The organism is Pseudomonas sp., from assembly GCF_046581935.1.
In the GTDB taxonomy this organism is placed as follows: Bacteria; Pseudomonadota; Gammaproteobacteria; order Pseudomonadales; family Pseudomonadaceae; genus Aquipseudomonas.
The window spans coordinates 288,241-310,816 of record NZ_JAYGFK010000014.1 but is presented as its reverse complement, the minus strand read 5'-3'; the positions used below and the strand labels follow the sequence as shown (position 1 = coordinate 310,816).

The window sequence follows — 22,576 nt, the reverse complement described above, 5'->3', positions numbered from 1 at the left end:
CTCGGTAATTAGGGGTTAACGGAAGTATCTAGAGGTTCAATGCTGTCCGCGCGGATTACTGCGGCGAACTGCTGAATCATTTGCTGGATCACAGGATCCTGATGGATCGATGTTTCGGCTTCGCGCTGGCGGTTGGCGCGCTTATGCGCGGCGGCCTGCGCCGGAGTTTCTTGCTCCGGTTTACACAGCTCGATCTGCACCTTGAGCTCGCGACCATGAAACTGATTGATAGCATCATTTAAACGGCGCTGCTGGGTCTGATTGAACAACGCCGAATGCGCAGGATCTAGGTGCAGCAACCAATTGTCGCCATCTACAGCAATCAGTGTGCAGTTAGCGCCGATGCTCCCCGTCATGCCGGACAGGCCGAGTTTAGGGAACAACTCCAGCCAATCGGCAGCCAAACCGGTAGCTGGCTGCGCCGCAGGTAGGACTTCAGGCTCGGCCGGCACATCACGCTCGACGGCATCAAAGTCATACTCAAATGACTCGGCATCCATTTCGACATAGTCGTAATCGCCCAGCGGCGGCTCATCATCGTCTGATTCGTCGACTGGCAGCGCATCAACAGTAGAGACTGGCTCAGGCGATTTAATGGCCGCAGGCTCAGGCACGTCAGCAACAACGATATCAACAACTGGTTCAACCGATGCTGGAGTAAGCGGCGACGATTCTTCCCAAGGTAAATCAACAACAGCAGCGACTACCGCCACTTCAGGCGCAGGCGTAGGCGTAGGCAACGCTGGCTCTTCAACTAGCGCCTCGAGCTCGCTAGCTGCTGGTGCTGGCTCAGGGGCAGCCACGACCGATGCCGGCGCAACAGATGCGTTCTCTGGCGGGCTCGGCTCAACCGCAGGTGGTATTGGCGTAGCAGACGTTGTCGCAGAAACATTGACCGACGCTTGCATAGCAGCGCCGGCCACTGGGTTAACCGTGGAATCAGCAGTGGCCTGGCTGATCCCCAATGGCTTTAGCGCCACCCTGGGCGCATCGTGGGTATCCGCCGGACGGAACGCCAACATACGCAGCAGCACCATCTCAAAGCCGCTGCGTGGGTCGGGCGATAACGGTAGGTCACGTCGACCGATCAAGCCCATCTGGTAATAAAACTGAACATCTTCGCTGGGTAGAACCCCTGCCAGCTCAAGCACACGTTCGCGATCACCCTGGCCATTGTCTACCGCCTCTGGCAAAGCCTGGGCAATGGCGACACGATGAAGAACATTAAGCATTTCAGCCAGCACGCCACTCCAATCTGGCCCTTGCTCAGCCAAGTGCCGCACCGCCTCAATCAAACCGCGCGCATCGCCTTCCAGCAAGGCATGCAGAACGCCGTATACCTGGCCATGATCAAGCGTGCCGAGCATGGCGCGCACATCAGCGGCCAACACCTTACCCTCACCAAAGGCAATTGCCTGATCGGTAAGGCTCATGGCATCACGCATGGAACCATCAGCAGCACGTCCCAACAACCACAGGGCGTCGTTCTCAAACGGGATCTGCTCGGCCGTCAATACATGCGTGAGGTGATCAACCACTCGCTCCGGCGGCATGTTCTTCAGCGAGAATTGCAAACAGCGCGACAGCACCGTGACCGGCAACTTCTGCGGATCAGTGGTGGCCAAGAGGAATTTAACGTGGGGCGGCGGCTCTTCCAGGGTTTTCAGCAGCGCATTGAACGAGCTGGTGGAAAGCATGTGTACTTCGTCGATCAGATAAACCTTGAAGCGCCCGCGACTAGGCGAATACTGCACGTTGTCCAATAGCTCACGCGTGTCTTCAACCTTGGTTCGGCTGGCCGCATCCACTTCAATAAGGTCAACAAATCGGCCCTCATCGATTTCCTTGCAAATCGAACAGACGCCGCACGGCCGCGAGCTGATACCGGTTTCACAGTTCAAACACTTGGCGATAATGCGCGCAATGGTGGTTTTGCCTACACCGCGGGTCCCCGTGAACAAGTAGGCATGATGCAAGCGCTGGCTATCAAGCGCGTTGATCAGTGCTTTGAGCACATGGGTTTGGCCAACCATTTCGTTGAACGAGCGCGGGCGCCACTTACGTGCAAGAACCTGATAACTCATCGAAACCCGTCACAAGAAGAAAGCAAAAGTGGGCTAATCGTAACGGAGCATAGGGCAAATTGCATCTGATGCTCGGCCGACATACCGCGGGAGAAAACCAGGTCACAAATTAGTCTGGCTAAATTTTGATCAGTCGATTATGATGCCCGCCGTTCGTACCACGCTGTAAGTCAATTAGGCCTTTTGGCCACCTTGCTGGTTTCCAGGTAAAGAGCGCATTGCCCACATCAATGCCGCACAGCTCTCGCCCATGACCCCAACCTGCTGACTGATCTGGCCATCACGCGCAAGCGCTGATTCAAGCCCGCCTCCGAAGTACCGACCCGCACACAGTAACCCTTATGGGAACTTGTGCGTGCAGTCCAGCTCCAAACCAGACATGCGATCGACCTAGCAGGTCGACAGCCTGGAGCTCTATTCAGCGCAATGACGCGCACGTTGTTTTAGGAAGTACCAAAAGAATGAATACACAACACCAAATTCAGGATGCTATTCGCACCCTATCTAGTGCATTTGCACCTCTTGATTGCCGCATTCTGGCTGCCCGCAAAGGTAGTTTCAGTTTCACCATCGTCAACCACGCAGGTATCGCCCAGCACAGCCAGCGCTTGTACCCTGGCCAATACAGCGGCGCACACCTGCAGCAAGTGATTGAGCGTGCGCGCCAATCCTTGACCGCCTAAATATAAGCAGGCGAACTATCGCGCCATCCTGAGGTCTGAATCGATCAACCATCAGGATGGAGCACCGTTATGGATAGCCTTAACCGCGAACTCGTTGAACAACTGTTTGCGCCGCTACGTGCCACCTTTAGCCCGCCGCGCCCAGATGGTGGCGTTATCCTCTCACTGCTGGATGCTAGCGACACCACTGCCTACAGCCGCGTCCTTAGTTCCGCACAGCTTGCTGATCCTCAATCCTTCGCACAAAGCCTTGAAGACATTCGCCTAGAACTTGCCATGCGCTCTGGCAACATTCCTGCCGACATGCGCAAGGCACTGAAAGAACAGGACAGCGTGCTTAGCTACCACACCACTTGAAATCAAGTTCGTGCTCAAGCCCAGCCTCTGACACAGCGCTTAGCTCCAGAGGCGTACGCGCACAATGGCTCTGCCTGCACTGGCAGGTGCGCCCACAAAAAAAGACTTAAACCCTTGATAATCATAGATATAGTCAAGGGTTTTTGCTTTTATGGCGCGAAGCACGCCACTAATACCTTACCGACTAGAACAGGTACGCAGCCCCAAACAGCCTAGAGCGCTGAGCAACACCACGCTCACCTGACCTAACTCAAGATTGTTTGCGCTGCGTGCACCTAATATGGCTACACGATCCGTTGTTAGCTGATTCCCCAGGGGGTTCGATGGACTTCAAGGATTACTACAAGGTACTTGGGCTCGAGTCAGGGGCGGATGACAAGGCAGTCAAGGCCGCCTATCGAAAGCTGGCGCGCAAATATCATCCGGACGTCAGCAAGGAAAAAGACGCCGAAGATAAATTCAAGGAAGTTGCAGAGGCCTACGAAGTACTCAAGAGCGCCGAAAAACGCGCCGAGTACGATGAGCGCCTCAAATACGCACAGCAAGGTCGGCCTTTTGAGCCACCACCCGGCTGGCAGCCACGCAACCGCGCTGGCTTTGCTGAGGAGGCTGGCGGCAGTGAGCGCGAATACTCTGATTTCTTCGAATCACTTTTTGGCGCAGCAGGACGCGCTCAAGGCGCAGGCCGTAGCCGCGCTCAGCGTGGACAGGACGTGGAAATGGAGTTGCCGATTAGGCTGGAAGAAACCCTGTCAGGCGAAACGAAAAAAATCGCCTTCCAGCTACCGCAATACAACGCTAACGGCCAGCCATTGCCGGCCATCAGCAAGACACTCAACGTTAAAATCCCGCCTGGCGTGGAAAATGGTGAACGCATCCGCCTGAAGGGCCAGGGAGCACCGGGGTTGAACGGTGCCGCAAACGGTGACCTATATCTGATTATTCGCTTTGTGCCTCACTCGCTGTTTGATGTTGAGGGACATGACCTCATTCTCACCGTACCGCTAACACCTTGGGAGGCCGCACTGGGTAGCAAAATCACCCTGCCAACCCTGGGCGGCAAGATCAACCTGAACATTCCAGCCAATACGCAAAGCGGGCAACGGCTGCGCATCAAGGGCAAGGGCTTGCTCAACAAGCTCGGCGAGCCTGGTGATTTGTATGCGCTCGTTAAGCTAGTCATACCGCCTACGGCAGATGAACCTACGCGCGCACTCTGGACCCAGCTGTCCGAGCACGCCTCGTTCAACCCGCGAGCTGAGTGGAGTAAGTGATGATGAGCACGCTGATCATGCAACTGAACATTCACGAGTTCTGCCAGTGCGCCGAACTGACCCAAGTGACGCTGCTGGAAATTGTCGACCACGGGATAGTCGAGCCTAGCGGTACAACGCCGGATGAGTGGCTGTTCGACAACAACGCTCTAGTTGCGGTCAAGCGCGCACGTCGCTTGCAAAGTGATCTGCAAATTGACTGGGCCGGCGTCGCTCTGGCGCTGCAGTTGATTGATGAGTTGGAACAACTGCGCGCAGAGAACAGCCATCTACGCCGACGCTTGAGCCGCTTGGAAGAGCGCTAGTTTAATCGGCCCAGCTTGCGACTGGGCAGGTTTACCTGGCCCACACAGCGCACTTTCTCGCGTGGAGATCCGGAGCGTCAGCTGGATGCTGACGCCTGTCCAACTAAAGCGAAACCCGCAATTTCAAGCACAGGCCAGTGGAAAGCGGATCGGGATTACTGTAAATCCCGCGACATTAGCCACTGCTCTTTGTCCCAGTTCTCGAAACGCTCCAATACCTCCCAGCCACGCTTAGCGTAATAAGCACTTTTGTCCTGGGTATGCAGGTATAAGGTTGCAACCCCAGTATCCCGCGCATGGTTGCAGATACCCTCGATTAACTGCTCAGCAATCCCCCGCCCTCGCGCCTCGGGCGTAACGAACACGCAGGCAAGCCAAGGCCCAAGATCGGGCCGGGTAGATAAATCCGCACAGGCTAAAGCGGCCCCGCCGAGCAACTGACCGTGCTCAGTGGCGATCAAACTTTTCCAGCGGCCATCAAACTGCCCCTCAGCGAACTCATGCTGCCAATCGCTTAGTGATTGCTCGGCATATTCATAACTGAATTGCCGATAAAGCCATTCAGCCATCGTGTCGCACTTATCCATCTGCTTTTCTAGCCAATCCACGCACAGCATGTAAAACGCCCTAAAACTTAACCATGGCCGATCAGAATGCCAGGGACTGCCTCGAAAAACCCGCATAAGCGCGCGGCACACAGCGAATTTTGCTAGTTGCCCCAATTGAAGCGGTGCTCAGCAATGCCAATGCGCGCGCCGCCTTACTCTGCAATGACCTCTGGTTAAGCGCACACCCAGAAACAACGGCTCAGGCGACACCCGCCAACAGATAAAAGACCGCACCATGCCTTGCAGCGTCACGGCCAAGGTCTCGTCCTAAAAAACAGGCAATTCCCTTTCTCGTTCTGCCGAACGACTGACCTATGTCAATGCCCGCCACCCATATACCTCTAAGGTACAAGCCAATATTTAGCAAAGAAACCGCTGGCCTTGTACTCGCTAGCAACTCATTGCTTTGACTTACCAGCGCCCCCTCGCCTGCCTCTAAACGGATTAGGTAGCACCCCATTGATTTGGAGCTCCGGCATGTCCGACACCTCCCAGAAATCGCCCTGGCGCATTCCACTGGTGCGCGAGATCGGCGTCATCTTAGTGGTCAAGTTGATCATCCTATTCAGCATCAAAGCCATCTGGTTCAGCGCGCCCACAGTGCCTAGCAATGGCGCTGAGCGCTTTGATGCCCTCCTGTTCCAAACCGCTGCCGTCCGCTCACCACTACCCACTGAGGAGAAACCGAGATGATCTCGGAATCCGTCGTTGATCTCTCGCGCCTGCAATTTGCAATGACCGCGATGTACCACTTTCTCTTCGTGCCCCTGACCCTGGGGCTGGCCTTCCTATTAGCAATCATGGAGTCGGTCTATGTCATGACCGGCAAACAGATCTACAAGGACATGGTGAAGTTCTGGGGCAAGTTGTTTGGTATCAACTTCGCCCTGGGCGTCACCACGGGTCTGACCATGGAGTTCCAGTTCGGTACCAACTGGGCCTATTACAGCCACTACGTCGGCGACATCTTCGGCGCACCGCTGGCCATTGAAGGGATGATGGCCTTCTTCCTGGAATCAACCTTTATCGGCCTGTTTTTCTTTGGCTGGGATCGCTTATCCAGGGTGCAGCACTTAGCCGTAACCTGGCTGGTTGCCATCGGCTCTAACATGTCGGCGCTGTGGATCTTGATAGCCAACGGCTGGATGCAGAACCCCGTGGGTGCGGAGTTCAACTTTGAAACCATGCGCATGGAGCTAACCGACTTTGGTGCCCTGCTGTTCAATCCCGTAGCCCAGGTCAAATTCGTGCATACCGTGTCGGCTGGCTATGTCACCGGCGCGATCTTTGTGCTGGCCATTTCCAGCTTCTACCTGCTGAAAAAGCGCGACATGGCTTTCGCCCGACGTTCCTTCGCCATTGCGGCGGTGTTCGGTCTGGCCTCAACTATTTCGGTCATCATTCTTGGGGATGAGTCCGGGTATGAAATTGGCGATGTGCAGAAAACCAAGCTAGCTGCCATCGAAGCCGAGTGGGACACCGAAAAAGCCCCGGCGGCCTTTACCCTCTTCGGCTTACCCAACCAGCAAGAACAAAGGACCGACTATGCGGTGAAGATTCCTTATGTCATGGGAATCATCGCGACCCGCTCGCTGGACCAAGAAGTAACCGGCCTCAAAGACCTGATCGCTCAGCATGAAGTACGTATTCGCAACGGCATGATTGCCTACGGCTTGCTGGAGAAACTCCGCGCTGGCAACAAAGATGCCGCTACCATTGCCTCGTTCAATGAGGTCAAACAGGATCTTGGCTACGGCCTGCTGTTGAAGAAGTACAACCCAACAGTGGTCGACTCCAGCGAAGAGCAGATCCGCCAAGCATCACTCAGCTCCATCCCGCATGTAGCCACGATGTTCTGGACCTTCCGCGCGATGGTCGTGTCTGGGTTCCTCATGCTGTTGCTGTTCGTCCTCGCGGCTTGGGCGTCGGTAAAACGCAACGCGGAAAACAAGCCTTGGTTACTGAAATTTGCCCTGCTCAGCCTGCCGCTACCGTGGATCGCCGCGCAAACCGGCTGGATCGTCGCCGAGCATGGCCGCCAGCCGTGGTCGATTGCCGAAGTGCTACCGGTTCACCTGTCCACCTCATCGCTATCAACAACCGATATATGGGGTTCGCTAGCCGCACTGATCACCTTCTACAGCGTGCTTCTGGTGATTGAGATGTACCTGATGATCAAGTTTGTCCGCCTTGGCCCATCCAGCCTGCATACCGGCCGCTATCACTTTGAGCGTATCGCCAACGTACAGGGAGCTCAGCATGTTTGATTACGAAACACTGAAACTGATCTGGTGGGTATTGATTGGCGTCCTGCTGATCGGCTTTGCCCTGACCGATGGTTTTGACATGGGTGCCATGGCGCTGATGCCCTTCGTCGGCAAGACCGACAATGAACGCCGTGTGGCGATCAATACCATCGCCCCGCATTGGGATGGCAACCAGGTGTGGTTTATTACCGCTGGCGGCGCACTCTTCGCCGCCTGGCCGGTGGTCTATGCAGTGGCTTTTTCCGGCCTGTATTGGGCGATGCTGGCGGTGCTGTTTGCCCTGTTCTGCCGCCCCGTCGGGTTTGACTACCGCAGCAAGCTAGAAAACCAACAGTGGCGCACCGCCTGGGACTGGGCCCTGTTTGTTGGCGGTGCGGCACCGGCGCTGCTGTTCGGCGTGGCCTTCGGCAACCTGTTCCTTGGCCTGCCCTTCCGCCTCGACGCATTGATGCGCTCCACCTATGAAGGCTCATTCTTTGGCTTGCTCCACCCCTTCGCCCTGCTCGCCGGCGTGGTCAGCCTGAGCATGCTCTCGGCACACGGCGGCGCATGGCTGATGATGCGTACCGATGCCGCACTGCATGCCCGGGCACGCGTCGCTACACGCTTGTGCAGCGTAGTCTTTATGCTCGCATTCGCGGCAGCAGGCCTGTGGCTGGTGCTGGCAATACCTGGGATGAGCGTGGCAGATGGTATTGATCTAGGTGGTTCGATCAACCCACTCGGTAAACAAGTAAACGCAACCAATGCCGGCTGGATGGCCAACTACGCCCACTACCCCCTGACAATTGGTGCACCGCTATTGGGCTTTATTGGTGGTTTTATTGCGCTATTGGGTGCGCAGACCAATAGCGGAGTTGTCGCCTTCGTCGGCAGCAGCTTGGCGATCATTGGCACCATCTGCACTGCTGGCTTCGCACTGTTCCCCTTCGTATTTCCATCGAGCATTGATCCGGCCTCCAGCTTGACGGTGTGGGATGCGGTTTCAAGCCAAAAAACCCTGGGCATCATGTTCGTCGTCGCCTGCATTTTTGTGCCGCTGATTCTCGCTTACACCCTCTGGTGCTACACACGCATGTGGGGACGCCTGACCGATAAAACCATCGAAGCCAATCCACACGGCCTGTATTGAGCGAGCCGGCTCGTTGGCATAAGCAATGCTGACGAGCCACACAATGCCCGCCTCGCGGGATAAGGAGAACAACATGTGGTACTTCACCTGGATATTGGGCGTATTGCTGGCCTGCAGCTTCGGCATCATCAATGCGCTTTGGCTGGAAACAACCCAAAATCTTGACGAAGAGGTGGCGGGTGACGAGTGAGCTACGCCCCTGGATACAGCGCGGTTACTGCCGCGCTTTATCGCTGATCCTGGCGACCCCATTAACGCTGATCTTAATGATCCATCCTGCGGCCATGCTGACTGCAGATGGCCACTACAACCACAGCCTGATCATGCTGGCGATGCTCGGCATCTCCAGCGGGTTTATTCATGGTGTCGGCTTTGATCCCATCAGCAACGTATGGAAGTTCATCTTTCATCCCATTGCGGGATGGCTGCTTATGGGCCTGGGCTACGCCATCCTCTGGCGCGCGCAAGCGCTGTAACGCTTAGGTGTACGTGGAGAAGATGGCTTCTTCGAGCAGATTTACCGACTGCGCAAGAGGTATTAACGCAGGCATCCACGGTGATTGTTTAACCCCCCACTAGCCAGATTTCCCCACAGCTCACAGCCTTTGATCGCAAGCATCTGAAAGCATGTGAAAAATTCCAAAACAGGGGTTCGCCAAACGCACTTCAACTGCTATCATGCGCGCCGCCACGGGAAGATGCCGGAGTGGCCGAACGGGACGGATTCGAAATCCGTTGTGTTAGCGATAGCACCTAGGGTTCAAATCCCTATCTTCCCGCCATATATAGAAAAGCCCTGTAATTCAATGAGTTACGGGGCTTTTTATTTTCTGTTCTATCCAACAACTATCCAAAACGCCCCCGCCATTTTCTTCAGTGGTGGCGAATCCTTGTGCCCGGTCTACGCTGGTTGAGTACCACCACAAACAAGGAGAGAGCTGTGGGCAGACTGATGCTAACAAGGAAGGTAGACCAGGGACTTCAATTCACCATTAGGCCCGAGCATGTCGAAGAGCTGGGCGACCTAATCCGCGACGGGATCACCGTCACCATTTCCGAAGTCACTAGAGAGGGCAAAGTCAGGATTGCCATACAGGCACCAGATAGCGTGCTGGTGCTGCGTGATGAGCTGACTTTGCTATGTGACTGAAGTAGACCTAGTCGGTGAAGTATGCAGGCATGTCTTCGTGATGCAATAAAGCCACTTCAAGCTTTGACGCAGCTTTCTTTGCCGCCAACGTAAAGCTTGAATTGGTTACAACGCAGGCGTCATCGCAGTCGTAAAAACTTTTTGCTGAAAATGCCTCTTGGACACTCTTATTCCCAACAGGCGAGCTGTAGAGCTTGCACTGTACTGCGATCCTCATACCGTCTTTTTCGGCGATAACGTCAGCCCCGTGATCACCAGAACCGGGCGTAACTCTTGCTGACCAACCAAGCCCCCGGATCACGCCAGCAATGTATTCCTCATACTCATGACCCGTCATAACCTCGTCAAAATCGGGGTTGGAGACAATTGGTTCAGGATCGACAAGGCAGTCAATAAAATCGATCCAGTATTCGACGATGTCACGGTTACCGGTGTCCGAGAACAGGTGGTGGGTAGGGCTGGAGAGGAATTCCTCTTCTAAGTCATAAAGCTCGCTTGTGTTGAGGGGGAAAAGCACCGACCGAACAAAATAATCAACCATTGTGCGCCACGAATCATCGCGGGTAATGCCGTAATCGTCTGTGTACAAAGACTGACTTTTTTTTCTACGCAGTACAGCCTCATGCATGCGTACTTCGTTCTTAACAAGCTGATTGAAAAGCTGTATGTCGACTTCCTGCTTGGCGGCAAGGTATTGCGCTTCGTTGATTAGAGAACGAGACCACTGCTCATCAGAGAGACCACCTATTTTTACCAAGCAATGTGTGATTTTGCGGAGATGTTGGCGGCGGACGCTGGGCAGGTAATGAAAGAAATAAAGACCAACTGAAAGGACAGCTAGCAAAATTAACCATTCCACGCCAATCTCCAAATCCATGTGTGATGGCTGAATAGTAGCGGTTACCCCATTCTGAGGCATCACCCCCAACCCTATTTTTTCCGGGCTGCTGATGCTGGAATATCTGGTGTGCCAAGGTCGGAAATATCCAGATAGCCCCGGATGCTTCTGACGTTTACCCCAGCGGGTTGGCTCCTTTGATAAGCATGGGCGAGAAATCAGTACCGCCGGGGTCGATGTTCTCCCAAATATCGTGGCCCCTTTGCACCTACTGGCACCGATAGGCATGGGCATAGCCTCAAAGCAGGTCAAACACCCTCTTCTTGTTGGCAAAACAGCACCTGTTTGCTGCGTTCGGCTTGAATGCGTCCGGTAGGAAGGGATACGAGAAAAGCCCCGGAAAGGGGCTTATATTCAGTACAAGAAATTGTAGGGATTCAGGCGAAGAAAACCCCGCTGTCAGGCGAGGCAGTGTGCTGGTGTGTATGTGTGTGCCTATGCCCATAGGCGTTTGACTGTAGACAAGCTAACCCCAAGCTCCGCTGCTACTTGGCTTTGGCTTTTACCTTCTACCTTCAAGGCTTGCACTGAGTCCCGGTGTGTAGCGTTTGGACGGCCTAGGGTTTTACCTTCTTTCTTTGCACGCTCAAGACCAGCTTGGGTACGTTCGATCAGTAGATCACGCTCAAACTCAGCAACAGCAGCGAGAACGCCCATTGTCATCTTCCCGGCTGCACTGGTGAGGTCTACGCCACCTAATGCAAGGCAATGAACACGGATGCCCTGAGATTCAAGCTTCTGCACTGTCTGTTGAACGTCAATGGCGTTACGGCCTAGGCGATCGAGTTTGGTTACTACCAGAACATCACCACCTTCCATACGCTCCAACAGCTTCTGAAAGCCTTTACGCTCGCTGGCGCTGGTGCTGCCTGAAATAGTCTCTTCAACTATCCGTTGGGCTTCAAGGGCAAAGCCAGCCGCTTTCACTTCCTGCACTTGGTTTTGAGTTGTTTGGTCGGATGTGGAGACACGGCAATAAAGAAAGGTGCGGGACATGGTGGGTTTCTCCTAGCTGGTATCAATAACGTGGTGTCATTATACATGCTAGGTTCAAAATGGTAACCCCTATTTTATGACGCTAGAAAGAGATGAAATCAGGGTAGGTTCATAAACGGTGGGATCTGCTCCCGTTTCCCCAGATGCAGGTTCTCGAAAATCAGTTCCAGAAGGTTGTTGCCATAACGCTTGGTCTCATCTAGTTTCCGCCCCGGCTTCTTATTGTCGCCATAGTAGGTAAGCACGCCGGTAGAGAGATCCACGTCGTCAGGCCAGTCCTGATCTTCAAGGCTGGAGAAAATTGTTATCAGCAGGGGATCCTCGCGCTTCCCCCGGATGCGAAACCCGCCCTGGTTACTGAGCTTCAACAGATGAGTCAGCGGCTCATCACTGGCATTGCCATTGCGGCTACCGGCATAGCGGGCATCAATCACCAGATCTGCACTGCTCAGCACATCATGCGAGAAAACTAGGTTATCGCTCATTTTCAGACTGTCCTTGGTCATAAAAACTTGAATGGTGCCGGTAACCTGGTAACCTGGCTACAACGATAAAACGGAATGTTTTTGTATGGATCAGATACGCGCTTTTGACATGTTCTGCGGGGCGGGCGGTGCCAGCCTTGGGGCTCGTGAAGGTGGAGCCACCATCGTCGGTGGAGTGGATCTCTGGGGGCCTGCAGTAGAGTCCTTCCGCCTCAACTTCCCGGATGCGCATGTTTTCGAGCAGGATCTGCGTAAGCTCACACCGAAGCAGGTTCTGGCCAAAACAGGCCCCATCGACCTGCTGATTTCATCCCCGGAATGCACCCACCACACCTGTGCCCGCGGCGCCAAACCGCGCTCCGAAGAAAGCCGCGATACAGCCTTCCAGGTCATCCGCTACGCGAAGGTCATGAAACCTCGCTGGATCACCCTTGAGAACGTCGTGCACATGAAGCCCTGGTCACGCTATGGCGAACTCAAGGCCGCACTGGAAAAGCTCAAATACAAGGTTCACGAGCAGATTATCGACTCATCCCACTATGGTGTTGCACAACGCCGTCGTCGGCTATTCATGATTGCGGAACTGCGTGGCCAACCGCAGCCGATTGAACCCCTCAACCCGATCTACCGCAACGTCTGGGACATCCTGGCACCTGACGACAAATACAAGATGACACCGCTCAGAACAGCCAAGCGTGCAAAGGACACCCTCGCACGTGCTGACAGAGCGATTGCCGAAGTGGGGGAAGATAAAGCCTTCCTGATCGTCTATTACGGTTCTGATGGCGGTGGTGGTTGGCAGCGCATGGATGAACCCCTGCGCACCGTCACGACTATCGACCGTTTTGCCTATGTGAAGCCCACCCCGGATGGCCACATGATGCGCATGTTGCAACCGGATGAGCTTCGTAAAGCAATGGGCTTCCCGGACCAATACCAGTTCCCGAATGTGACTAGGCGTGAGAAAGTAAAGCTGATGGGGAATGCTGTTTGCTCACCAGTTATGGAGGCGATTGTTCAGTCCCTATTCCAAAGAAAGATATGTCTCAATGCAGCATGAATGAAAAGCCTCCGATGGAGGCTTTTTTTATCTTAGCTCAACTATTCCAGGTCGGGTTGATTGGCGTATTAACCAGCTCGTTATGTCGCTAAGAATTTGTTCTCTTAAACGGCCTTTGTAGTGTTCTTTAAGAACATTGTTGGCTTTAGTTTTGTCTATTGAAAAAATAAGCTTTGAATTTAATACTAGGAAATATTTTCCTCCCTCCTGGTTCATCATTTCCGGGAGGCATAATAAGTAATCCCCCAATAGTTTATTTGTTCTTCCCCCGTTTATTCTATCTGGTGCTCGACAATAATTAATATTGGCCTCGGGAACTAGAAGGCCTATTATGTATTTATTCCATGGAGATTTGTTTTGAGCATGGTCACATGGCGGAGTAAGATCAAGAGCTATAATTGAGCACTCGGTACTTACCCTGTTTTTGGTTGCTCTATTGTCTGTGTTATCAAATTGAAAAAAATTAGGCCTGATGAATTTTTCTAGATCTTCTTTTGACTGGAAGTTTCCTGGAGCAAGCTCTGGATTGTGTGATAGCTCTACGATGCTCCCCGGTGGTAGGTCCTGGCTAAGTGCAGAAGTCTCCAAGTGTATAATGCGGTTTGTTTTTGCCTTCCAGTTTATAAGTCGTTGAGTTTGATCTTCATTTATATCTCCAAAATTCTCGATGCCGCATGCGGTTGATTTTATTTTGTCCCTTAATATTGAAGATAAAACTTCTTTCAGTCCGCGTGATAGGTTTTCAGGAGATATATTTTTACCTATTTCAGCAAGCGACAATTCCCGGAGTATGCTTCCCAAGTCAGAATCAAAGTTATTTCCTGGTTGTATAAAGCTTGTAATTTCCGAGACGGTTTCTGATATCGCTCTAAATACTTCAGTTTCCCATTCGATTAAAGCTGTTGTTGCGGGGTGTTGAGCTGTTTTTTCCTTAATGTGGTCTGAGAGATGGGTGATTAGTTCAGGTGATATCTCTGAGACTGCTTGCAATTCTCCGTGAAGTCCGCTTTTGCTGTACATTGGTTTAGTGTCAAGAACAACAAATGCAAAAGGCCTTAGGCCTGGCGGTAAATTTTCACGAAGATGATTAAATACTTCTTCAGCTTTTTGTGTTCCTAGATTGTTTTCTGCGCCCGCCCATGTAGACCAAGTGACTAGAAGCCACGGTCCATTTTGTTCCGATATTATCGTTTCAATAGTTAGCGCGGCTGCATCATAGTCAGTTTTACTAGGTTCACCTTGGGAGGTGAGCGCTAAATCCTGAAATATTAAGCGTATACCCGTGAGTTTTGGTTTTTGTTGCTCTTGATGCTCTAGAACTTTTCTTTCGTCATATTGAAAGAAATAGCATGGTGTAAAATTTTCGATGAGTACAGAACATATAATCATGCCGTCATTCTGTTTGTCATCGATAACTAGCGCGTGTCCGGTCTTAAGCATCTTACGCTTCCTTGTTAAATACTAAGCCAATGCAGGCCCCGGTTAGTAACTTAGGTCTATCTACTGCATCTGTATCAGGGAATGAAAGTCGACCAGTATGTGATTTCATTACCATGTCAGAGTAATAAAGGCCTATGCCCATTCCGGCTGGTTTTCTAGTGTGAAAAGGCTGGACCAATTCAATTGGCTCATCAATAAAGCCGGGGCCATTATCAGCAATTATTATCGCTGAGCCCTCAAGTTCCTGAGAAGGTGAAATCCATATGTAGCGTTCAGTCTCTATTTCATCAAGCCAGTAAATTGCATTATCTATTATATTTACTAAGGCTGAGGTTAGCATTCTCCTCATGCCTTTAACTTTAAAGTCTAAATGAGGAGCGTTTTTGAATCCGTCCAGGAAAGTTATGTTATGTCGCCTGAATCTTCTTTGTTGCGTTAGAAGTGCATATTTAACAAGGTCAGAGGCGTTCATTTCCTCCATACGCTTGTTACTTACCATATACATAGCGCCTTGCAGTATTGAAACTAACTCGTTAGACATTTGTTTTAGCTGGTCTAGTGGTGCTCCTTCGGCTATGCAGGCATTGAGTCCTTTTACGCCGCGTTCCAGCTCGTGGAACACGGTTACAAGTCCTAGCCCCGCACCTGCAGCAGAAAGCATAATGTCTCGTGTTTCTCTATAGCTTTTGCCGACGCCTCTAACCAGATGTCCTATTTGTTGATCTAAATCTTTGTTCTGTATTACTGACTGCTCTAGCTCGTTGAGGATGTCTTCTATTCCATCCTTTTTCTTGCCGTGTGGCGTTCCTGGGGAGGTATTTAAAGCGTCTTTAAGTTTGCGTTTATCCTTGTTTCTCTCTGCTTCGAACTGAGAAACTATGCAGAGCATCGCATACACAAGTTCGTTATATGCGTCGTTTTCTACAAAGCCCTCTCGGTTTGTTTTTTCCTGTAAGCCAGGGCTACCGTCAAGTTCAAGATGGATCTCTCCGATTATTTGCTTGCTGCCAAATTTACGAGTAGGTCCTTGAATCCTCCGATGGTCAAGTCCTAGCCAGTCGTCACCAGGCTCGCCATAGTTATAAACACGGAGACCATCTCTATAAACTTTTATACCGCCTTGCTGTTTTACATATTCCTCTAGTCCTCCTGCTTCGTCTTTTATGTAGCGGAGGATTTCTTTATCAAAGTCAAAGCCGATGATCCGTCCCTTAAGATTTCCTATACCGAGTCCAGGTTTTTCAGGTGCGGAGGTTATGTACAAGTCAGGTCGATAATTTCTCTTTTTCCGCTCTCTCCAGTTCTCTCCATCTTCGGGGAATCTAAATCGAAAGAACTCAAAAGCTGCTAAATCAATTTTTATATTTCTGCTTTCTACTATGCCTTTATAGTCTGACTCTATTGATGCGTAAGGCGTGTATTTGTAGGTATATGTCAGGCCGCTGTTTGATAGTTCAAAATCGAAGCTGAACAGGCTTTGGCTTTCAGCAAGTACTGGGTCGAATAAGTCGCTTAGCCAGTCTTTTTCTGGTATTAATTTGAAGTTAACTTCAAATCCATCTTCCTTTTTGCTATGTTCTTCTTTTATTTCTAAGGGGGCAGGAGTCATTGATTTTACTGACCGGTAGAGCTTTCTTATATCTCCTCGTTTCCATGTCTGTTTTAGGTTGGAAATTTTTATGTAAGTGCCCGTGCCGTTACCGGTGAATAGCTCCGGAGGGCGTTCGTAAATATCTATCTCAGCTTCATCTAAGTATTCAGATTTTGAAAAATTTTCCCAGTCTATATCAACTACTACTTCGGGCTTATTTTTAGCCCTTGTTACCATTAAGATCTTCGTTCCAAGTCTATGAACCGCAAATCTCCCCACACCTTTTTCACCTACTTGAAGCCTTCCTTTGTCTGTTCTGACACCTTTTATTCTTTTTTCTAATTTATGGCCGTGAGCAGGTTCCATCCAGACTTCTGTTACGGTCTCATAACTCATGCCATAACCATCGTCTCTAACTATTATTTCGCCGTTTTCTTTATCAATATTTACTAAGTTTAAATTTACTTCAGATGCATCGGCGTCATATGAGTTTTTAACTAGCTCAAAAAGTGCGAGCGTATGGTTTTTTATGAGTTGCTCGCCCAGCAATTCCATTAACCTAGCTTTTGGTCTGAATGATGCTGTTGTTTTTTGCATGTTAGTTAGCACTCAATTTTGAGTTTTTGGCTGTTTTATTAGGTTTTTTAATTAATTTCATATTAGGCGAAACAATATCTTCGCGATAGATTTGTAGGTAATCGACGTTTTGATGCGGTATTTGCAATAATCATAATTCTAGAAATAAACACTTTCCCTGGGATCATATGTTTGCTCCTTTAAATCATTCCTTGTGATTCGATTTTCCTTCGCAGGCGTACCAGCGCCTAGTCACTTCCTTTGTGATCGCTATCCCGCGTGAGGTTTGCTCAAGTTTGAATGGGCTTCTTCGTAGTCAGGACTTGTCTGTCCGCATTCAGGTGCGATTTTCCCGCTAACAACCCAAAGAGCGAATTGTGGATAGATCCCACAAATTGCCTCGATCTCTTCTTCTTTTATCTCTCGATTTTTCGCAGGGTTCTTCAGGTTATTCCAGGTATAGCGGCTGATGCCTGTCATCTCTTCCAGCTTGGGAAGCTTGATGCCGGACCAGCGAATAATGGTTATTACCCGTTCCTTAATCATAGCTAATCGATCTAATCCAGCGCCATTCAATTTGGATCTAGTCAAATATGATCGCTTCAGCTTTATCCAAATCGGATAGCGCTGTTACTGATCGAATATGACTGAATAGTGCAGGAATGTGCATGGAAGTGGAAGAACTCAACGCCAGCCAGTTCGTTAACTGGATACATATGGAACCTAGCTAGCGCGCTACGAAAGTGACCGAAAAGAGCACAGCGACCGCATGAAGGAGCGTTATTGCTCGGCATCGAGCAGTTTTAGCCCGGCGGGATAGCTTTGCAATGACTTGGGCATGCCTAAATAGGCGTAGAAGCCAGGGACGACCATCATTTTCAATGTAAGTGAGGTTTGAAAAAATTAACCTAAAAGGTTATTTTCCGCATAGAAAAGTGCAAACCTCATTTCAAGCTAGAGCAGGTAAAGCAGGCATTAGCCGAGCAGCGTTATCGCTTCACCCGCGTAGCCCTGGAAGGAGGCGCTGAGCTGGGTATGGAGCTGGCCGATATGCTGGCCGTGATTGATGCCCTGACCAGCCGCGATTTTTTCAAGAGCATGACAACCTATGCGGATCATACAAGCTGACAGGACGTTTACCGGCCCAACACTGAATTTGGGCAGGTGTATCTGAAGTTCACGCTAGTGGCCGATCTGCTGATCGTATCCTTTAAGGAGATGTGACCATGAAATGTCCAGTATGCAGCGGGGCGGAACTGGTTCACGACACCCGCGATATACCCTTCACTTATAAAGGGCAAACCACCCAAATTACGGCCGTAACGGCTGATTGGTGTGATGCGTGCGGCGAGTCCTTGACTGGGCCTGCTGAAAGCGAGCGCGTTATGCGTGCCATGAACGAGTTTCGCCAACAGGTGAATGCCCAAGACGGTAATCAAGAGCTGATTCGTAATGTGCGCAAGCAATTACGCTTGAGCCAGCGAGAAGCGGCAGAGCTGTTCGGTGGTGGGCCAAATGCGTTTTCTCGCTACGAGCGAGGTAGCACAGAAGCCCCACAACCGCTGGTGCAGTTGTTCAAGATACTGGGCCGGCATCCTGAACTGATCAACGAGTTACGCGCAGGCTGAGTGTCGAAATCACTGCGCCGAATTGAGCTGAAACGAACTAGCGAGGAAGGCAAAAGCTCCGTATTGAGCGGGCTTGGCATGAACTGACCCGCTCGCAGGCGGGTTAAATCCTTATCTTCCTGCCATACAACAGCACCAAAGCCCCTTACTCCCAGCGAAGTACGGGGCTTTTGCGTTTAGGCTCGGTCACTAACTGTTGGAGGCCCGGTGCAGGCGACGCCCACAAAAAAGGGGCACCGCAGTGCCCCTCTGTGTCGCGATAAATCGCGTGCTGCACCCGCTTATTCAGTCAGGCGCGTCAGGGCTTCACGGTATTTGTCAGCGGTTTTCTGCGCGACGTCGGCAGGCACTGCCGGGGCTGGCGGTTCTTTGTTCCAGCCAGTGGACTCTAGCCAGTCACGCACAAACTGTTTGTCGAAGCTCGGCGGGTTAGTGCCTTCTGCATAACTATCAGCTGGCCAGAAGCGGCTGGAGTCTGGGGTTAGGGCTTCGTCCATCAGGGTCAGGGTGCCCTCTTCGTCCAGGCCGAATTCGAACTTGGTGTCCGCAATGATGATACCGCGCGTGGCTGCGTATTCGACCGCGGCGCTGTACAGGGCAATGGCGGTATCGCGCACCTTGGCGGCCAGTTCTGCGCCGATAATCGCTTCGCACTGGGCGAAAGAAATGTTCTCGTCATGATCGCCGACAGCAGCCTTGGTCGAAGGCGTGAAGATAGGCTCCGGCAGTTTCGCCGCTTCCTTAAGGCCTGCAGGCAGTTGAATACCGCAAACAGTGCCGCTCTTCTGGTATTCCTTCCAACCGGAACCGACGATATAGCCACGCACAATAGCCTCAACAGCTACCGGCTGAAGGCGTTTGGCGACAACTGCACGACCTTCCACCAACGCCAACTCGGCAGCCGGTACAACGTCCTCGACTTTGTCGCCGGTGAAGTGGTTAGGCACCACGTGCGCGAGCTTGTCGAACCAGAAGTTGGAGATAGCGGTGAGTATCTTGCCCTTCTCCGGGATCGGCTCGTTGAGAATCACATCGAAAGCCGAAAGGCGGTCAGTGGCGACCATCAACATGCGTTTTTCGTCGATCTCGTAGAGGTCACGGACTTTGCCTGAATAGATTTTTTTCAGGCTCAAAGTAGTGGCTGTGCTCATGTTGGAATTTCCGCCTTTGGTAAACAAAACAGGCGAAACCCACTGGGTTTCGCCTATTGGTATTGCCGGTGCAGCAGTTGCCTGCTGTTAGCCAAGGTTTTCCTGAATCAGGTCAAGCACCTTGCGTGCGACATCGGCCGGGGCATTGGTGTTGAGGTCTTTTTCCACGGAGACCTGCACGCTTTCGCCAATCGTTGTCAGGCGCACTTGGTAGCGCTCGGCGCGGGCATCGATCTCTTCTTTGCTCGGCTCGCTGCCAAAAACACTGCCAAAGAAGCCTGGTTTTTCATCCGGCTTCTGTGCGCGTTCGGCCAAGTTGATGTAGTAAACCCCCAGGCTACGGTTGATGTCGTCGATGCGCACATCAGCCATTTCCAGGGAGCGGCCAACACCGGACCAGGCGCGGTCGAAGTCAGCACCCAGCGTCAGCACCGGGCTACCATTGCCGTCTTCAGAGAGACTGACGCGACTAGGGGCATCGAAGTCGCGAGCGGCCAGCAAGGATACAGAACCGCCCTGCTCAGCGCTGCGTGCCAATGTGACGAGCATTTCATCCAGCAGCGCAGCATCCAGGCTTGGGTTGCTGCTGCGCGTGGTGAAGGCGACGTCAGCAGTGCTGCCCGCTGGACGTTCGGCGCTGACCACGAAGATTTCGCTGGTATTGCGCTGTACACCTGGCTCGATACGCACCCGCACACGGGTTTCAGCATCTGGATTGACACCAGTCACACGGCTGCTCAGGCGGCGGGCCATGGATTCGGACAAGGCATCAAAACGCTGCCAGGCAGTGCTAAATTCACCGGTTTGCGGACGTTCTTCGGCAATCTGGAAGCCATTGTCAGCAAAAAACTGACGCGCCACCGGCCAAACTTCAGCTGGTACGCGCTGCGCCACAACCCAACGTGACTCGCCGCTCTTCTGCAGGCTGAAATCACTGACATCGCCGCCTGTTGCCAGGGCTTGCGGACGAGGAACGATAAATTCGCCAGTATCCTTGGTGGTCGCAACCTGCGACGGCACTGGCAGCAGTGGATCGATGCGTTTGGCGTCAACATTTGGCGGCATTTGCATCGTTGCCGTCTGACGGGCTTCGAGGTAATCGCTGCCGCGGTCACGGAAATAGCCGTTTTCGCCATAGATCCAACCACAACCACTGGTAGCGGCGATGATCAGAGCCAGTGCAGAGAGTCCGGTGAGTCGCTTCATGCGTAGTAATTCCTCAATTAAACCAATACGCCGGACTGGCGCAGGGCCTGACGCAGCGGTTCATGACAACGCGGGCTAAGCCAGGTCAGTGGCAGACGGATACCGTCTGGCATCAAACCCATTTCATGCAGCGCCCATTTCACCGGAATCGGGTTGGATTCAACAAACAGTGCCTTGTGCAGGGGCATCAAACGATCGTTGATTGCACGGGCAATCGCTGCCTCACCACGCATGGCGGCAGCGCACAGATCACTCATGGCGCGTGGCGCAACGTTGGCGGTGACCGAGATATTGCCCTTGCCGCCCATCAGGATCAGCTCGACAGCAGTAGGATCATCGCCGGAGTAAACAAGGAAGTCCTTGCCAACGCGGTCGAGAACTTCTTGGGCACGCTGCAAGTCGCCGGTGGCTTCTTTGATGCCGATGATGTTATCTATTTTGGCTAAGCGCTCGACCGTTTCCGGCAGCATGTCGCACGCCGTACGGCCGGGCACGTTATAAAGAATTTGCGGAATAGCTACAGCTTCGGCGATATGCCGGAAGTGCTGATAGAGGCCTTCCTGAGTCGGTTTGTTGTAGTAAGGCGTTACCAGAAGGCAGGCATCAGCGCCCACGTCCTTAGCTGCCTGCGTCCACTCGACCGCCTCACGGGTTGCATTCGCCCCCGTACCGGCGATCACCGGAATGCGCCCAGCCACCTGGTCAACCACACGGCGAATGACTTCCAAATGCTCAGTGTTGAAATCCAGCGTTGGGGACTCACCAGTGGTGCCGACCGCGACGATGGCGTTGGTGCCCTCTTGTAGGTGGAAGTCCACCAGTTTGCTCAGGCTGCCCCAATCAAGACCACCTTGTGCATCCATGGGCGTAACCAGTGCCACCATACTGCCCGCAATCATGCAACCGCTCCTGCCGGAAAAAGAGAGCCGTAATGGTACTGGGGCCACCTGCCTTGTACAAGCGAAGTACCTTGGCTACGCACATACAATCTTTATTGAGCAAACACGACACATTCCTCACCGGCCAGCCCGAGCTGGCATTCCCCTAAGCGGTGCTTTTCGCTACCCTTCCTGCTTTGATCGGTACTGCGCATGCAGACCGACCGCTTATCGTTTTAGGAAGGCTGCATGTCCACCCCCTCAGTTCGTGAACAATTCCTGCTTATCAGCGCCCTAGGCCCCAATGCCATGGAGCTGACCAATGTGCTCTGCCGCACCAGTCACGAGAACCGCTGTGCGGTGGTCAGCACCCGTTTGAGCCGACATGGCGAATACAGCGCCTTGGTGTTGCAGATATCCGGCAGCTGGGATGCGCTGGCGCGTTTGGAGTCGAGCCTGCCTGCGCTCGCGAAGAAGCACACGTTCTCGGTCAATGTGATTCGCAGCTCCGCCTCAGATAGCCGCCCGCAAGCGCTGCCTTATGTGGCCTATGTCAGCTCGGCCTACCGCCCAGACATTCTCAATGAGCTGTGCCAGTTCTTCATCGACCACCATGTCGAACTGGAAAACCTCACCTGCGATACCTATCAGGCCCCACAGACTGGCGGCACCATGCTCAATGCCACCCTGACAGTGACCCTGCCAGCCGGCACGCAGATCAGTTGGTTGCGCGACCAGTTCCTCGATTTTGCCGACGCCTTGAACCTGGACGCACTGATTGAACCTTGGCGCCCTCAGAATCCATAA

24 protein-coding genes, 1 tRNA gene and 1 pseudogene are annotated in these 22,576 nt (G+C 52.4%); 15 read left to right on the top strand and 11 right to left on the bottom strand.

The window, feature by feature from the left end:
- Window positions 1-8 precede the first annotated feature (8 nt).
- Window positions 9-2,084: a DNA polymerase III subunit gamma/tau gene (gene dnaX / locus VCA57_RS12295; protein WP_411185310.1), complete on the bottom strand. Its 2,076-nt coding sequence runs from the start codon at window positions 2,082-2,084 to the stop codon at window positions 9-11.
- A 461-nt stretch (window positions 2,085-2,545) separates the two neighbouring features.
- Between dnaX and VCA57_RS12290 the strand changes: the two genes are divergently transcribed.
- The 4 genes from VCA57_RS12290 (at window position 2,546) to VCA57_RS12275 (ending at window position 4,703) form a co-directional block, all read left to right on the top strand.
- Window positions 2,546-2,767 carry a hypothetical protein gene (locus VCA57_RS12290; RefSeq protein WP_411185309.1) on the top strand — a complete coding sequence of 74 codons (222 nt, stop codon included), beginning with the start codon at window positions 2,546-2,548 and terminating at the stop codon, window positions 2,765-2,767.
- A gap of 69 nt (window positions 2,768-2,836) precedes the next feature.
- Window positions 2,837-3,124 carry a DUF3509 domain-containing protein gene (locus VCA57_RS12285; RefSeq protein WP_411185308.1) on the top strand — a complete coding sequence of 96 codons (288 nt, stop codon included), beginning with the start codon at window positions 2,837-2,839 and terminating at the stop codon, window positions 3,122-3,124.
- Window positions 3,125-3,447: 323 nt separating this feature from the next.
- Window positions 3,448-4,398 (top strand): DnaJ C-terminal domain-containing protein, encoded by a 951-nt coding sequence (locus tag VCA57_RS12280; protein WP_411185307.1) that lies wholly within the window; start codon window positions 3,448-3,450, stop codon window positions 4,396-4,398.
- A 2-nt stretch (window positions 4,399-4,400) separates the two neighbouring features.
- The gene (locus VCA57_RS12275; RefSeq protein ID WP_411185306.1) at window positions 4,401-4,703 is read left to right on the top strand and encodes a chaperone modulator CbpM; all 303 of its coding nucleotides are present in this window, start codon (window positions 4,401-4,403) and stop codon (window positions 4,701-4,703) included.
- A gap of 155 nt (window positions 4,704-4,858) precedes the next feature.
- Here VCA57_RS12275 and VCA57_RS12270 read toward each other — a convergent pair whose 3' ends face one another.
- Complete coding sequence (locus tag VCA57_RS12270; protein ID WP_411185305.1) at window positions 4,859-5,320, bottom strand: GNAT family N-acetyltransferase; 462 nt, start codon at window positions 5,318-5,320, stop codon at window positions 4,859-4,861.
- Window positions 5,321-5,788: 468 nt separating this feature from the next.
- Here VCA57_RS12270 and cydP point away from each other — a divergent pair, with 468 nt between their 5' ends.
- The 7 genes from cydP (at window position 5,789) to VCA57_RS12235 (ending at window position 9,860) form a co-directional block, all read left to right on the top strand.
- A complete protein-coding gene (gene cydP / locus VCA57_RS12265) occupies window positions 5,789-6,004 on the top strand; it encodes a cytochrome oxidase putative small subunit CydP (RefSeq protein ID WP_411185304.1) in 216 nt (71 codons plus the stop codon).
- Window positions 6,001-7,578, top strand: a complete 1,578-nt coding sequence (locus tag VCA57_RS12260) for a cytochrome ubiquinol oxidase subunit I (protein WP_411185303.1) — start codon at window positions 6,001-6,003, stop codon at window positions 7,576-7,578. Before cydP ends, VCA57_RS12260 begins: the two co-directional genes overlap by 4 nt.
- Entirely contained in the window at window positions 7,571-8,710 is a 1,140-nt protein-coding gene (cydB, locus tag VCA57_RS12255) for a cytochrome d ubiquinol oxidase subunit II (RefSeq protein WP_411185302.1), read from the top strand. The genes VCA57_RS12260 and cydB overlap by 8 nt, the downstream gene beginning before the upstream one ends.
- A 73-nt stretch (window positions 8,711-8,783) precedes the next feature.
- Window positions 8,784-8,900, top strand: a complete 117-nt coding sequence (gene cydX, locus VCA57_RS12250) for a cytochrome bd-I oxidase subunit CydX (RefSeq protein ID WP_411185301.1) — start codon at window positions 8,784-8,786, stop codon at window positions 8,898-8,900.
- Entirely contained in the window at window positions 8,890-9,186 is a 297-nt protein-coding gene (locus tag VCA57_RS12245; protein WP_411185300.1) for a cyd operon YbgE family protein, read from the top strand. The genes cydX and VCA57_RS12245 overlap by 11 nt, the downstream gene beginning before the upstream one ends.
- 216 nt (window positions 9,187-9,402) lie before the next feature.
- A tRNA-Ser gene (locus VCA57_RS12240) sits at window positions 9,403-9,492 on the top strand.
- A 170-nt stretch (window positions 9,493-9,662) separates the two neighbouring features.
- The gene (locus tag VCA57_RS12235; protein WP_411185299.1) at window positions 9,663-9,860 is read left to right on the top strand and encodes a carbon storage regulator; all 198 of its coding nucleotides are present in this window, start codon (window positions 9,663-9,665) and stop codon (window positions 9,858-9,860) included.
- 7 nt (window positions 9,861-9,867) lie between these two features.
- Here the strand turns inward: VCA57_RS12235 and VCA57_RS12230 are convergent, their stop codons facing one another.
- From VCA57_RS12230 to VCA57_RS12220, 3 genes are all read right to left on the bottom strand, one after another.
- The gene (locus VCA57_RS12230; RefSeq protein WP_411185298.1) at window positions 9,868-10,719 is read right to left on the bottom strand and encodes a restriction endonuclease; all 852 of its coding nucleotides are present in this window, start codon (window positions 10,717-10,719) and stop codon (window positions 9,868-9,870) included.
- A gap of 474 nt (window positions 10,720-11,193) precedes the next feature.
- Window positions 11,194-11,754 carry a recombinase family protein gene (locus VCA57_RS12225; protein WP_411185297.1) on the bottom strand — a complete coding sequence of 187 codons (561 nt, stop codon included), beginning with the start codon at window positions 11,752-11,754 and terminating at the stop codon, window positions 11,194-11,196.
- 98 nt (window positions 11,755-11,852) lie between these two features.
- Window positions 11,853-12,239, bottom strand: a complete 387-nt coding sequence (locus VCA57_RS12220) for a hypothetical protein (protein ID WP_411185296.1) — start codon at window positions 12,237-12,239, stop codon at window positions 11,853-11,855.
- Between the two features lie 85 nt (window positions 12,240-12,324).
- Between VCA57_RS12220 and VCA57_RS12215 the strand changes: the two genes are divergently transcribed.
- On the top strand, window positions 12,325-13,299 hold the full coding sequence (locus VCA57_RS12215; protein WP_411185295.1) for a DNA cytosine methyltransferase: 975 nt from the start codon (window positions 12,325-12,327) through the stop codon (window positions 13,297-13,299).
- 27 nt (window positions 13,300-13,326) lie between these two features.
- Here VCA57_RS12215 and VCA57_RS12210 read toward each other — a convergent pair whose 3' ends face one another.
- From VCA57_RS12210 to VCA57_RS12200, 3 genes are all read right to left on the bottom strand, one after another.
- Window positions 13,327-14,739, bottom strand: a complete 1,413-nt coding sequence (locus VCA57_RS12210) for a hypothetical protein (RefSeq protein WP_411185294.1) — start codon at window positions 14,737-14,739, stop codon at window positions 13,327-13,329.
- Window position 14,740: 1 nt separating this feature from the next.
- Window positions 14,741-16,927: an ATP-binding protein gene (locus VCA57_RS12205; RefSeq protein WP_411185293.1), complete on the bottom strand. Its 2,187-nt coding sequence runs from the start codon at window positions 16,925-16,927 to the stop codon at window positions 14,741-14,743.
- 249 nt (window positions 16,928-17,176) lie between these two features.
- On the bottom strand, window positions 17,177-17,452 hold the full coding sequence (locus tag VCA57_RS12200; protein WP_411185292.1) for an XRE family transcriptional regulator: 276 nt from the start codon (window positions 17,450-17,452) through the stop codon (window positions 17,177-17,179).
- 372 nt (window positions 17,453-17,824) lie between these two features.
- Between VCA57_RS12200 and VCA57_RS12195 the strand changes: the two are divergent.
- Window positions 17,825-18,130, top strand: a pseudogene (locus VCA57_RS12195) (type II toxin-antitoxin system MqsR family toxin).
- A gap of 2 nt (window positions 18,131-18,132) precedes the next feature.
- Window positions 18,133-18,534 carry a type II TA system antitoxin MqsA family protein gene (locus VCA57_RS12190; RefSeq protein ID WP_411185291.1) on the top strand — a complete coding sequence of 134 codons (402 nt, stop codon included), beginning with the start codon at window positions 18,133-18,135 and terminating at the stop codon, window positions 18,532-18,534.
- Window positions 18,535-18,815: 281 nt separating this feature from the next.
- Here VCA57_RS12190 and VCA57_RS12185 read toward each other — a convergent pair whose 3' ends face one another.
- The 3 genes from VCA57_RS12185 to dapA form a co-directional block, all read right to left on the bottom strand.
- Entirely contained in the window at window positions 18,816-19,685 is an 870-nt protein-coding gene (locus VCA57_RS12185) for a phosphoribosylaminoimidazolesuccinocarboxamide synthase (RefSeq protein ID WP_411185290.1), read from the bottom strand.
- 87 nt (window positions 19,686-19,772) lie between these two features.
- On the bottom strand, window positions 19,773-20,891 hold the full coding sequence (gene bamC, locus VCA57_RS12180) for an outer membrane protein assembly factor BamC (RefSeq protein WP_411185289.1): 1,119 nt from the start codon (window positions 20,889-20,891) through the stop codon (window positions 19,773-19,775).
- A 17-nt stretch (window positions 20,892-20,908) separates the two neighbouring features.
- Window positions 20,909-21,790 carry a 4-hydroxy-tetrahydrodipicolinate synthase gene (gene dapA / locus VCA57_RS12175; protein ID WP_411185288.1) on the bottom strand — a complete coding sequence of 294 codons (882 nt, stop codon included), beginning with the start codon at window positions 21,788-21,790 and terminating at the stop codon, window positions 20,909-20,911.
- A gap of 228 nt (window positions 21,791-22,018) precedes the next feature.
- Here dapA and VCA57_RS12170 point away from each other — a divergent pair, with 228 nt between their 5' ends.
- Window positions 22,019-22,576: a glycine cleavage system protein R gene (locus tag VCA57_RS12170; protein ID WP_411185287.1), complete on the top strand. Its 558-nt coding sequence runs from the start codon at window positions 22,019-22,021 to the stop codon at window positions 22,574-22,576.